The organism is Thermoactinospora rubra (assembly GCF_002093975.1).
Taxonomy (GTDB): Bacteria; Actinomycetota; Actinomycetes; order Streptosporangiales; family Streptosporangiaceae; genus Nonomuraea; species Nonomuraea rubra_A.
In genome coordinates this window covers 348,300-360,998 of sequence record NZ_MSZZ01000005.1, presented here as the reverse complement: position 1 = coordinate 360,998, position 12,699 = coordinate 348,300, and the positions used below count along the sequence as shown (strand labels likewise).

At 70.5% G+C, this 12,699-nt stretch carries 8 protein-coding genes; all 8 read left to right on the top strand.

Annotated elements, in window-relative coordinates:
- Positions 1–115: 115 nt before the first annotated feature.
- Positions 116–2,416, top strand: a complete 2,301-nt coding sequence (locus tag BSB02_RS18575; RefSeq protein ID WP_084960238.1) for a sensor histidine kinase — start codon at positions 116–118, stop codon at positions 2,414–2,416.
- 170 nt (positions 2,417–2,586) lie between these two features.
- The gene (locus BSB02_RS18570) at positions 2,587–3,207 is read left to right on the top strand and encodes a response regulator transcription factor (protein WP_084960282.1); all 621 of its coding nucleotides are present in this window, start codon (positions 2,587–2,589) and stop codon (positions 3,205–3,207) included.
- A 201-nt stretch (positions 3,208–3,408) separates the two neighbouring features.
- A complete protein-coding gene (locus BSB02_RS43020) occupies positions 3,409–3,543 on the top strand; it encodes a hypothetical protein (RefSeq protein ID WP_276206338.1) in 135 nt (44 codons plus the stop codon).
- Between the two features lie 32 nt (positions 3,544–3,575).
- Entirely contained in the window at positions 3,576–5,837 is a 2,262-nt protein-coding gene (locus BSB02_RS18565) for a TOMM precursor leader peptide-binding protein (RefSeq protein ID WP_206184764.1), read from the top strand.
- 43 nt (positions 5,838–5,880) lie between these two features.
- Positions 5,881–7,260 carry a SagB family peptide dehydrogenase gene (locus tag BSB02_RS18560; protein WP_158088672.1) on the top strand — a complete coding sequence of 460 codons (1,380 nt, stop codon included), beginning with the start codon at positions 5,881–5,883 and terminating at the stop codon, positions 7,258–7,260.
- Positions 7,261–7,492: 232 nt separating this feature from the next.
- Entirely contained in the window at positions 7,493–10,186 is a 2,694-nt protein-coding gene (locus BSB02_RS18555; protein WP_158088671.1) for a helix-turn-helix transcriptional regulator, read from the top strand.
- A 93-nt stretch (positions 10,187–10,279) separates the two neighbouring features.
- On the top strand, positions 10,280–11,698 hold the full coding sequence (locus BSB02_RS18550; protein WP_143590845.1) for an NDP-hexose 2,3-dehydratase family protein: 1,419 nt from the start codon (positions 10,280–10,282) through the stop codon (positions 11,696–11,698).
- Positions 11,695–12,699, top strand: a complete 1,005-nt coding sequence (rfbB, locus tag BSB02_RS18545) for a dTDP-glucose 4,6-dehydratase (RefSeq protein ID WP_084960234.1) — start codon at positions 11,695–11,697, stop codon at positions 12,697–12,699. Before BSB02_RS18550 ends, rfbB begins: the two co-directional genes overlap by 4 nt.

The following is a 12,699-nucleotide window of genomic DNA, read 5'->3' as shown; positions in this document are numbered from 1 at the left end:
CCAAATCGGGGGAGAACGGGTGGATGGGAGTGGATCAGCGCAGTCGGCGTTACGGCTGATTCCCCGGCGGTTCAGGCCGACAAGGCCCACGGCCGCCGAGGTGCTGGGTACTCGGGTGGCACTGCTGGTCATGCTGGGGTGGCTGCTCGGCACCGAGCTGATCGCCGTGATCAACGTCTTCGGCGGTCTGTACGGCCCGGCGCCGGGCGGCGTGGCGATGGCAGGCTACGTGGTCTGTCTCGTCGTGGTGTTCGGCACGCAGATGGCCCACTCCGTGCTGGCTCCGCGCAGTTGGCCGCCGGGGACCCGCGCGCTCACCCTGACGGTGCAGGGCGCCGCGACCTATGTCCCGGTGCTCTGGGTCGGCCTGCAGGCCTTCGCCCTGGTGCCGCTCCTGGCCGGGTCCTGCCTGCTGGCCGTGCCCGGCCGGCTCGGGCGGGCGCTGTTCCTGGCCATCGGGGGCACCGTCCCCCTGGGGTACGCCCGCTACGAGGCCGGCCTGCTCGCCCTTGCCTACGGCTTCGCCTTCGCGCTGCTCAGCGGCCTGGTGGCCTACGGCCTCAGCTCCCTTGGGGCACTGGTCACCGCGGCACGGGCGGCACGCGGCGATCTCGCGCAGATGGCGGTCCACCGCCAGCGCCTCCAGATCGCCAGGGACATGCACGACCTGATCGGCCACCACCTGTCCGCGCTGACCCTGAAGTGCGAGCTGGTCTTTCGCCTGCTCCCGGCCTATCACGCCCAGGCGCTGGCGGAGCTGGAAGGCGCACGGCGGATCGCGGACCGGGCCAAGGACGAGATCCGGTCGGTGGTGGAGGGCTACAGCCACCTGTCGTTCGAGGCCGAGGTGGAATCGGTGTCCTCGACCCTCGTGTCGGCCGAGATCGAGGCGAGGCCGGAGGTGTCCCTGCCCAGCCTTCCTCCGGAGCTGGAGACCGTGCTGGCCATCGCGCTGCGGGAGGCGGTCACCAACGTGCTGCGGCACAGCAAGGCGCAGCGCTGCGTCATTCAGGCCGGCGAGCACGACGGTCCGGACGGCCGGACGGTGCGGGTGCTGGTGGCCAACGACGGCGTCGGCGCCGTCCCGGCCACCCTTCGGCGCGGGCACGGGCTGGACAACCTCATGAGCCGGCTGCGCGGCGTCGGCGGTGAGCTGACGGTGCGGACCGACGTCGAAGAAGGGTGGTTCCACCTCATCGCCGAGGTGCCCCTGCGCCGGGAGGCGGTCGCACGCCAGCCGCCGCGTGAGGACCACCCGGGCGGTCCGCCCCTGCTGCGGCTGTGGTATGACCGGTCCTGGCGGGCCGGCCTGACCGCCGGCTGGAGACCGGCGCCGGCGTTCCTGCTGTTATCGGTGGTGCTGATCGGCTACACCTCGGTCATCCTGATCAACGTTCTGGCGCTCCCGATGTCCGGGCTCGCTCGCGCCGGCGCCGTGATGTGCGTGCTGGCGGTGTTCCTGCAGCAGGGGATTCATTCCCTGGGGTGGCCCGGCCGCTGGCCGGCGTGGCTCAGGCTGACCGGCCTCGGCGTGCAGGCCCTGACCACCTTCGCGCCGCTGCTCTGGGTCGGCCGGCCGTGGGGGTCGATGGCCGGCTTCCTGGCCGGCTCGGTGTTGCTGCTGCTGAGCCGCCCGTGGCGGTGGCCGGCGTACGCGGGCCTGGGGGCGGTCCTGCTCGCGCTGACCTGGCCGCTGCCCAACGCGCTCATGGGCTACCTCACGCTCTCCAGCCTCGTGACCGGCCTGGTGGTGTACGGCATGAGCAAGCTGGCGGCGCTGGTGGCCGACGCGGACGCCAAGCAGGCCGAACTGGCCGAGGCAGCGGTCGGGGTGGAGCGGCTGCGGCTCGCCCGCGATCTGCGCAACGTGGTCGACAACAACCTGACCGCCATCGTCCTGAAGACCGAGCTGGTGCGCCGGCTCCTGCCTCACGCGCCTGGCCGGGCACGCGACCAGATGGCGCTCGTCCTGGAGACCGCCCGGCGGGCGCTGGCCGACATCAGGACCATGGTCAGCGGCTACCGGAACATGTCGCTGACCACGGAGATCCGCTCGGCGGAGGCGATGCTGATCGCGGCCGGGATCAGCGTCGAAACCGACGTCGCCGTCGGCGAGCTGCCCAAGGGCCCCGACGCGCTGCTGGCCCTGGTCCTGCGGGAGGCGGTGACGAACGTGCTGCGGCACAGCTCGGCGCGGCGCTGCCGTATCGAGGTCACCGGCGACGAGCGGACCCTCCGGCTGGACATGCGCGACGACGAGGTCGCGGGCGAGCGGCTCTCCCCGCGCTTCAGCGGGCTGAACGATCTGGAGGCGCGGCTGGCGAGCACGGGCGGCCGCCTGACGATCGCGGCCGACGACGGCTGGTACCGGCTGACCGCGGAGGTCCCCAGCTCCATGGAGGCTCCCGAGCCCTGACGCGCTACATTCTCAACTACCACAAATATCAGTAAAGGATTGCAAATTACTCGACGACTCAGTCATCGTCGATGTCGGGGAGTTCAGGGCTCTTGAGCAGGCTGGACGGGGCGCCTGAGGGGCCCACCTCAGTGTCGCCGTACCGGCACCGTCCCAGGATGTGAGTGACCGTGCTGAAGGTGCTGCTGGCTGAGGATGTGCACATGGTTCGCGGCGCGCTCGCCGCGCTCCTGGAGCTGGAGCACGACCTGACCGTGGTGGCGCAAGTCGACACCGGAGACAAGATCGTCCCCGCGGCGCTGGAAAAGCGCCCGGACGTGGCGGTCATCGACATCGACATGCCCAAGATGGACGGCCTGACGGCCGCCGGCCTGCTGCACAAGGAGCTGCCGTCCTGCCGCACGCTCATCCTCACCGGCCTTGGCCGTCCCGGCACGCTGCGCCGCGCCCTGTCGGTCTCCGTCTCCGGCTTCATCCTCAAGGACGCGCCCTCCGACCAGCTGGCCACCGCCATCCGGGCGGTGGCGTCGGGGCGGCGCGTGGTGGATCCGCAGCTGGCGCTCACGGCCTGGGACGTCGGGGAGAACCCGCTCACCAGCCGGGAGATCGAGGTGCTCGAGATGGCCGCGCAAGGGGCCGAGGCACCGGAGATCGCGGCCAGCCTGCACCTGTCGGTCGGCACCGTACGCAACCACCTGACGCGGATCACCACCAAGCTCAACGCGCGCAACCGCGTCGACGCCATCCGCATCGCCATCGAAGCCGGTTGGTTCTCCCCCAAACCCAAGTGAGCGGGCGTGAAAAATTCACATCCGAGAAAGTGACCATAGAACTGTGCAGACCGGGCGGGCTGCCCGCATCTTCTTGGTGGAAGCCACCGGGTTACCGGAAACCACCGGGCCAATCGCCGAGAAAGGCAAACCATGTCGATCTGCGCTTCTCTGCCTGCACAGCGTGACTGGCGATACGCTGAGCTCGTCATGCGGAGCTGGATGGATCCCACCTTGGCGGAGGCCTGCCGCAAGGACCCGCTCGCCGCCGACCTGACCATTGAGGACCTCGACCGCTCCGACGCCTTCGCCATGGCGCTGCCCACGGCGCACATCGAGCCGGCAGAGCGGATCTGAGCCGGGCGGGCACGAAGCGGGAGGCGGTGACCGTGAGCGAGCGAGCGGCGCCACTGATCGGCTTCAAGCGGCACGTGAGCGCGGCGACGGTGCCGGGCGAGGCCGTCTACGTCACGTCCACACGTGGCACGTACGCGCTGTCCGGCCAGGCGATCGAACAGCTCGCGCCGCTCCTTGACGGCAGCCACACCCTGGCCGAGGTGTGCGAAGCGATGTCACCCGCTCTCTCCGCCGAAGCCGTGGGACAGGTGCTCGGCAAGCTGGCCGCGGCCAACCTGGTCGGCTACCGCCACCCCGGCTCGGGCGAGGACGCCTCGGCGGAGGCCTACTGGGACCTGGCCGGCGTGGACCAGGAAGAGCGCGCCCGCTCCCGGCAGGCCGTCGTGTACGTCGAGACGCTCGGCGAGGTCGACGCCGGCCAGGTCGCCGAGGCCTGCCGGGCCGCCGGGCTCACCACCGGCCACGAATGGCAGGCCGGGCGGTTCACTCTCGTGCTCTGCGACGACTACCTCGACCCCGCGCTCGAGGACGTCAACGCCCGCCACCTCGCCGCGGGCCGCCCCTGGCTGCTGGCCAAGCCGGCCGGGGCCGACGTCTGGGTGGGACCGCTGTTCCGGCCGGGAGCCGGCCCGTGCTGGGCCTGCCTGGCCTCACGGCTGCGCGCACAGCGGCCCGGGCACGCCTGCGTGAGCAAGCTGGCCGAGGCGGGCGCCGCGATCAGGCCGCCTGACACCTCGCTGCCCGCCACCCGCGCCATCGGAGCGCAGCTCGCCGTGCTGGAGACGGCCAAGTGGCTGGCGGGCTGCGACACCGGGCTCACCGAAGCGGTCTGGACGCTGGACACCCTGACGCTGGAGTCCGCCCACCACAAGCTCACCCGCCGGCCGCAGTGCCCGGCCTGCGGCGACCCGGATCTGGTCGCCAAGCGAGGGTGGCAGCCCATCGTGGTCGGCAGCCGCCCCAAGAGCGTCCTCGACGGCAACTCTCATCGGGCGGTCGGCGCCGAGGAAGTCTGGGAGCAGTACCACCACCTGGTCGACCCCATCACTGGCATCACCGACAAGATCGTCCGTGACCCGCGGTGCCCGCCGTTCCTGCACAGCTACCTGTCCGGGCCGAACCGGGCGCTGGGCGCCGACCGGCTCTCCATGATCCGCGCCGGGCTCCGGCAGCAGAGCGGCGGCAAGGGCCGCACCGCGTTCGAGGCCAAGGTAGGGGCCCTCTGCGAGGCCGTGGAGCGCTACTGCGGGTCCCGCTTCGGTGACGAGCCCACCGTCCGCGACACCTTCGCCTGCCTCGGCGCCCCCGCCGTCCACCCCGACGAGTGCCAGCTCTTCCACCCCCGGCAGTACCGGGAGCGCGACCGCTGGAACGCCGCCCAGATGCCCTTCCAGCACATTCCCGAGCCCTTCCGCGACGACGAGGTGATCGACTGGACCCCGGTGTGGTCCCTGACCTGGGACCGCCGGCGCCTCGTCCCGACGGATCTGCTCTACTACCGCGGGGACGCGCCCCACCCGGCGATGCGCGCCAACTCCAACGGCGGCGCCGCCGGCGGCAGCCTGGAGGACGCCATCCTCCAGGGGTTCCTGGAGCTGGTGGAGCGGGACGCGGTGGCGCTGTGGTGGTACAACCGCACCCGGCAGCCGGCGGTCGACCTGGACTCCTTCGACGATCCCTGGCTGGCGGACCTGCGGGAGCACTACCGGCGCGCGAATCGGGAGTTCTGGGTGATCGACCTCACCGCCGACCTGGACATCCCGGTCATGGGCGCGATCTCGCGGCGAACCGACAAGCCGGAGGAGGACATCATGTTCGGCTTCGGCGCGCACTTCGATCCCCGTGTCGCCCTCTGGCGCGCGGTGACCGAGCTGGGCCAGCTGATGCCGGCCGTCGCGCAGGTCCGCGCGGACGGCACCGGATACGGGTTGTCCAACCCACACTTCCGGCGGTGGTGGCGGGAGAGCACCGTGGCCAACCAGCCCTACCTCCTGCCGGACCGGGAACTCGCCCCTCGCACCGCGGCGGACTACGGTTACCGGCCGCGGACCGACCTGCTGGAGGACCTGGACCACATCCGGGACCTCACCCGGCGGCTCGGCCTGGAGGTGCTGGTGGTGGACCAGACCCGCCCGGACATCGGCATGCCCGTGGTCAAGGTCGTGGTGCCCGGCCTGCGCCACATCTGGGCGCGTTTCGCTCCCGGCCGCCTCTACGACGTGCCTGTCCGCCTGGGACGGCTGCCGGAGGCGACGCCGTACGAGCGACTCAATCCGACTCCCCTGTTCTTCTGATCCGCGCGGGGTAGCTTTGTCCGCGCCGATGAGGAGCACACTCATGGAGAACCGCTCACCGCGATTTTCCCTGTGGTCGTTCCGAGAGGATGTGTACATCGAGACCGAGACGGCCGACGAGACCGTGGTGATCCACAGCCCGTGGGGAGAGCTGAGGCTGCCCCGCCCCTCGCCCGCGGTGCTGGAGGCGCTGCGGAGGATGAGCCTCGGGCCCATCTCGCTGGAGAACGTCATCGACACCCGGCAGGATCGCGCAGACCTGGACCTCCTCCTCGACCGGCTGCAGCACCTGGTGGTCCGGTCGTTCGGCGACGACCAGGGCCGGCCGCTCATCTCGGTCGTCCCGATCGCCAGGGAGGCCCGCTTCGGCCTCGGCACGCCGGTGCTGGAGCTTCCCGTCCGGCTGTCCAAGTACGTGATGCTGCGGACCGACGGCAACGACTACTGCATGGAGTCCCCGCTGTCGCTGCACCGCGTGCTGCTGCACGGGGCCGAGGCGCTGTCCCTGATCGGCCCGCTGTGCCGGCCGGCCAACCCCTCCTCGATCGCCCCACGGACGCGGCACCTGGTAGGAGTCCTCATGGCCACGGGCATGGTGGTCCAGGCCGTGCGGGGGGACCTGCTGTCGCGAGTGGAGTTCGCCGAGGACACCGACCCGGCGCTGGTGGGCTGGTCGCCCCTGGAGCTGATGGTCCACACCCGCACCACGCTCGGCCGGCATGACTACGACTTCGGCGAGACCCACCGAGTCGATGACATCCAGGAAGCCGAGCCCCTGGTCAAGCCGCCGCACTCGGGGCCGTCGGTGCCGCTCTACCGGCCGCCGTGGGACGAGCTGGTCGCCTCCGACCCGCCGTTCACCACCGTGCTGGAAGCCACCCGGCACACGTGTGACTTCGACATCCGGCCACTGCACGCCAGGGAGCTGGGTGAGCTGCTGTACCGGTCGGCCAGGATACGGGCCGGCGACGCCGCCGACCGTCCCTATCTGAGCAACGGGAGGGGCTATGAGCTCGAACTCTACGTCACGGTGAACGAATGCACCGGAATTCCACGCGGCATTTACCACTACGACCCGCTCGAACACCGTCTCGAGCACATCCAGGCCGACCCGGCGGGCATCGACCGAATTCTCCAGGACGCGCGGGTGGCGGCCGGACTGAACGTGGCGCCGCCGGCGCTCATCACCATCACCTCCCGCTTCCGCAGGCTCACCTGGAAATACGAGTCGGCGAGCTACTCCTTCGTCCTCAAAAACGTCGGCATGCTGATCCAGACTTTGTCGCTCGCGGGCACCGCGATAGGCCTCGCCACGCGCTCCCTGGAGCATGTGGACATCACGTCGACCGCCCGGCTGTTCCAGCTCGACTGGCGTACCGAGTCCAGCGTGGGCGGGCTTGCGATCGGCCGGCGCGCCCGGTGAGGCGTGAATTTTTCATCCATCAGATGATGACGTCGTGAGTGTCGCACCCTGAATGGCTTGGCTAGCCTTGGCGCATGAAGCCGGCAGGGATGCGCAGGAAACAGAAGAGAGCCACGCCCTCCGAAATAGACCGGCGCACGCCGAAAGGCCGCGTCCTTCCCTTCTAAGTCTTCTCACCATTCCATGGGGGAGCCGAAGAGCCATGGCCAGCGACCCTGGCAATCAGATAAGAATGTCGCCCCACGAGGCGAAGTCCTATCTGCGCGAGCAGTTCGAGGAGAGCGCGGCCGACGCCGGCCGGCTGGTGCTGATCAGCGGGGGCATCGCCAGCGGGAAGACCACGCTGCTGAACGAGCTGCTGGACGACGCCGCGAACCTCGGGGCGCTCACCCTCAGCGCCACGGGCGCGCCCGACGAGCAGGACATCCCCGCGGCCGTCATCGACCAGCTGCTCACCAATTGCTCCGCGTCCTTGGACGTGCGGGCTCCCGACCACGACGACGTGCAGCACGTGTGCGACGCCATCCTTGAGCTCGCCCGCGACCGGCCCACCGTCATCTGCGTCGACGACATCCACTTCGCCGACGAGGTCTCCCTCAAGCTGCTGCTGCAGCTGCAGCGCCGGATCAGGGCCACGAAACTGCTGATCGTGCTGAGCCAGCAGCACTGGCCGCATCCCGCCCGCATGAGGCACGGCTTCTCCTTCGCCAGACAGCCCCGCTACCACGCCGTCCACCTGCTTCCGATGACGGAGCAGGCCGTCCGCGCCCTCATGAAGGACTCCGACGGCGACCTCCCCCGGCAGATACACGAGCTGAGCGCCGGCAACCCCCTGCTCGTCAGGGCCCTGATCGACGACTGCCGGCACAGCGGCGAGCAGCTCGTGGTCGGCGCCTCCTACGTCCGCGCCCTCTGCGCGTTCCTGGACCGGCCGGACGCCCACCTGCTGGAGGTCACGACCGCGCTGGCGGTGCTGGGCGAGCACGGCACCGGCGAGCTGATCGCCGACCTCACCGGCATCGACCTCGACACGGTCGCCGACATCCTGGATGTCCTCACGCAGGGCGGCCTCATCAGGGACGGCAGGTTCCGTCATCCCAGCGCGGAGGCGGCGGCGCTCAGGCGGCTCTCTCCCGAGGCCCGCAGCAGCCTGCACGCCAGGGCCGCGCGGCTCAAGCACCAGGCGGCCGCCGGAGCCCTCGAGGTGGCGACGCACCTCGTCCAGGCGGGCCAGGCGCCGGAGTGGTCGATCAGCGTGCTGCGCCGCGCCGCGGACCAGGCGCTGACGGTGGGCGAGATCGCCTTCGCGACCCGCTGCCTGGAGCTGGCCCTGCCCGCCGCCACGAGCGAGGCCGAGCGGCGGGCCATTCGGCAGGCCTTCATGAAGAGCGTGTGGCGGGCCAACCCGAGCGCCGTGGCGCCTCACATCGCCACGCTTCGCGAAACCGGCGCGCTCGATCAAGAGGAGTGCCTGTCGCTCATCCGGCACGCGCTCTGGCACGGCGACAAGGAGACGGCCATGCGGGCGCACGGGCTGCTGAGCGGCTCGTCCGAGCCCTTGGACCCGCAGACGCAGGTGGAGGTGAACCTGGCCGTCCAGTGGCATTTCGGCCCGATCCTGCCCAAGACTGAGGAAGGGGAAGGCGAAGCCCACCCCTGCGCCACGCCGTGGAACGTCACCGCCGAGACGCTGCTGCAGACCTGGGAGCGCGGTGGCGACGAGGCCACCAACGCGAGCGCGGAACGCATCCTGCTCAACAGCCGGCTGAGCGACACCTCGCTGGAGGCGATCGTCATGGCCGTCTCCGCCCTTGCCCGGGGCGGCAGGGCGGACCGTGCCGAGTGGTGGTGCGAGCGGCTCAGCGACCAGGCGCGCCGGCGACGGGCGGCGGCCTGGCAGGCGATGATCGATGCCGTCTGGGCCGGGGTCGTCCTGCAGCGCGGCGATGTGGCCAAGGCGGCCGAGCTGGCCAGGGCCTCGCTCGACCTGCTCAGCGACCAGAACTGGGGGGTGTCGATCGGCTATCCGCTCAGCACGCTGATCTTCGCCGACATCTACCAGGGCGATTTCGACAGCGCGACCAAGACCATGCGGCGTGTGGTGCCCGACGCCATGTTCGAGACCATCGCCGGCGCCTGGTACCTGCGCGCGTGCGGCCACTTCCACCTCGCCACGAAGCGCCCGCTGGCGGCCGTCGGCTATTTCCAGAAATGTCAGCGTTTGATGCAGAGATGGGACGCCGTCTCCCCCACCCTGGTGCCGTGGCGCAGCGACCTGGCGGAGGCCAACCTCCAGCTCGGCAACCGCGCCATCGCCCGCAGCCTGGCCACCCAGCAGATGGAGCTGTCGCAGGAGGCCAACCCCTACGCGTACGGCCTGGCCCTGCGAGTGCTGGCCTTCGCGGGTCCCACCACCGAGTGCGCCGCCATGCTCGGCCGCGCGGCCAAGTGCTTCCAGGACGCGGGACACCAGCTGGAGCTCAACCGGACCCTCAAGGCCGTCGCCCACCTGAAGAACTCCCAGCGGCGTGAGGTCCAGGCGGCGGTCCCGCTGGCCGCGACGCGCCCGCGAGCCGTACCCGCGCAAGCCGCGCCCACGACAACCGTCACCGCGCTGCCCACGCGATCCATGCCGGCGCGTGCCGTACCGGCACATGCCACGCCCGCGCGTGCCGTACCGGCGAGGAAACCGGCCGCACCGCGCAGAGAGCACCCGGCTCCGGGCGAGTCCAGCGTCTTGAGCGAAGCCGAACTGCGGGTCGCGCAGCTGGCCGCGCTCGGGCACACCAACCGGCAGATCAGCGACCAGCTCTTCATCACGGTCAGCACCGTCGAGCAGCACCTGACGCGCGCCTACCGCAAGCTCGGCATCAAGGGCCGCAGCGCCCTCGCCGACGAGCTGGAATGCCTGAAGATCTCCGCCTAGCAACCCCGTTCACCCTGAACCATGGGAGCGCAAGTGTCGCACCTCCTGGGCCGCAGGCTGAAACCACTCAAAACACCGACGCATCGCAACGCCATGCGGGTGACCGCGTCCGCCATCGCGGGCGACGGCTTGGGAACGCTGGCCCAGGCGGAAGCCTGGCTGGCCGAGCGCTCGCTGATGGACCGGGCCACCGTGACCAGGGTCCCGCTGGAGGAGCTGGACGGGTGGGAGACCGACGCCGCCACGGGCGACATCCGCCACCGCAGCGGCAAGTTCTTCGTGGTCGAAGGCATCGACGTGCGAGGGCCGGACACCGCGTGGTCGCAGCCGATCATCAACCAGCCCGAGATCGGCATCCTCGGCATCCTGGTCAAGGAGTTCGACGGCGTCCTGCACTGCCTGATGCAGGCCAAGAACGAGCCGGGCAACTGCAACGGCGTGCAGCTGTCGCCGACCGTGCAGGCCACCAGGAGCAACTACACCCGCGTGCACAAGGGCAAGCCGGTTCCGTACCTGGAGCACTTCCTGCACCCCGACGAATCGCTCGTGATCAGCGACGTGCTCCAGTCCGAGCAGGGGAGCTGGTTCTACCACAAGCGCAACCGGAACATGGTGGTCGAGGCCGCCGGCCCGGTGGAGCCGCTGGAAGGCTTCCACTGGCTGACCATCGGCCAGCTGCACCGCCTGCTCGCCCTGCCCAACGTGGTCAACATGGACGCGCGGACCGTGCTGTCCTGCATGCCGTGCACCTGGCCGGGCATCGTGCGCTCGGCGCCGCCCGCCGGCTCGCCGTTCCACGCCGCCTTGCTCCGCTCGTGCAGCCCCGAGTACGGCAGCCTGCACACCACCGACGAGGTGCTGCACTGGATCACCGACGTGCGCGCCCGGCAGCAGACGACCGCGCGGCGGATCCCGCTCAACGCCGTGCGCGACTGGCGGCGTGGCGCCGACGAGATCGCGCACGAGAGCGGAGCCTTCTTCAAGGTGATCGGCGTCGAGGTGACGACCCGGCACCGCGAGGTGGGCCACTGGATGCAGCCCATGATCGAGCCGTGCGGCCAGGAGCTGGCCGCCTTCCTGGTCGCCGAGTTCGGCGGGGTGCTCCACGTCCTGGTCAGCGCCCAGCCCGGGCCGGGGTACCTCAACGTCCTGGAACTCGGCCCCACGGTCTCGTGCATCCCCGACGACTACGCCAAGCTTCCCTCCCTGCCCCGGCCGCCCTTCCTGGACGCCGTCCTGGACGCCCCCGCCGGGCGCGTCCGCTTCGACACCGTGCTGTCGGAGGAGGGCGGCCGGTTCTACCACGCGCAGACCCGCTACATGATCGTCGAGCTCGGCGAGGACGACCCGGTCCCGGTGCCGCCGGACTACCGCTGGATGACCCTGCACCAGCTGGCCGGCCTGCTGCGGCACAGCCACTACGTGAACGTGCAGGCCAGGACGCTCATCGCGAGCCTTTACAGCCTGACCACCGAGAGGGCGGGGGTCCGGGCCGAGATGGTGGGCGCATGAGAATCCTCGTCACCGGCGGGGCCGGATTCATCGGCTCACACTACGTGCGTACGCTGGCGCGGCAGCGCGGGGTCTCGATCACCGTGCTGGACAAGCTCACCTACGCCGGAAATCTCGCGAACCTGAAAGAGGCAGCGGGACAGTTCACCTTTGTCCAGGGGGACATCTGCGACGCCGAGCTCGTCGGCAAGCTGGCCGCCGACCACGACCAGATCGTGCACTTCGCCGCCGAGTCCCACGTCGACAGGTCCATCGCCGACGCCGGGAGCTTCGTCAGGACCAACGTGCTGGGCACCCAGACCTTGCTGGACGCGGCGCTGGCCGGCGGGGTGGGGACCTTCGTGCACATCTCCACCGACGAGGTGTACGGCTCCATCGCCGAGGGCTCGTGGACCGAGAGCGAACCCCTGGCCCCCAACTCCCCCTACTCGGCGTCCAAGGCGGCCTCCGACCTGATGGCCCTGGCCTACCACCGCACCTACGGGCTGGACGTGCGGATCACCCGCTGTTCCAACAACTACGGCCCCTACCAGCATCCGGAGAAGGTCATCCCGCTCTTCGTGACCAACCTGCTCACCGGCCGGCCGGTCCCGCTCTACGGCGACGGCCTCAACGTGCGTGACTGGCTCCACGTCGACGACCACGTCCAGGGCATCGAGCTGGTACGGCAGGGCGGACGGCCCGGGCAGGTCTACAACATCGGAGGCGGCACCGAGCTGAGCAACAGGGAGCTCACCGCCCTGCTGCTGGAGGCGTGCGGCGCCGGCTGGGACATGGTGCTGCCGGTGGCGGACCGTCCGGGACACGACCGGCGCTACTCCCTGGACTGCACCAAGATCCGGCGGGAGCTGGGGTACGCGCCGCGCACCGACTTCGCCGCCGGGCTACGACGGACGGTGGAGTGGTACCGGACCCATCGCTCCTGGTGGGAGCCGCTCAAGCGGGACGGGCAGGGCGAGGGGCGCTCGGCGCGCGCCGTCCCCGCCGGAGCCCGGTCGTGA

What these genes read in the sequence shown, in the direction of transcription:
- BSB02_RS43020 (WP_276206338.1), top strand. Translation starts at nt 3,409, where the DNA reads ATGGATCCCACCTTGGCGGAGGCCTGCCGCAAGGACCCGCTCGCCGCC.
- BSB02_RS18560 (WP_158088672.1), top strand. Translation starts at nt 5,881, where the DNA reads ATGGAGAACCGCTCACCGCGATTTTCCCTGTGGTCGTTCCGAGAGGAT.
- BSB02_RS18555 (WP_158088671.1), top strand. Translation starts at nt 7,493, where the DNA reads ATGTCGCCCCACGAGGCGAAGTCCTATCTGCGCGAGCAGTTCGAGGAG.
- BSB02_RS18550 (WP_143590845.1), top strand. Translation starts at nt 10,280, where the DNA reads ATGCGGGTGACCGCGTCCGCCATCGCGGGCGACGGCTTGGGAACGCTG.
- rfbB (WP_084960234.1), top strand. Translation starts at nt 11,695, where the DNA reads ATGAGAATCCTCGTCACCGGCGGGGCCGGATTCATCGGCTCACACTAC.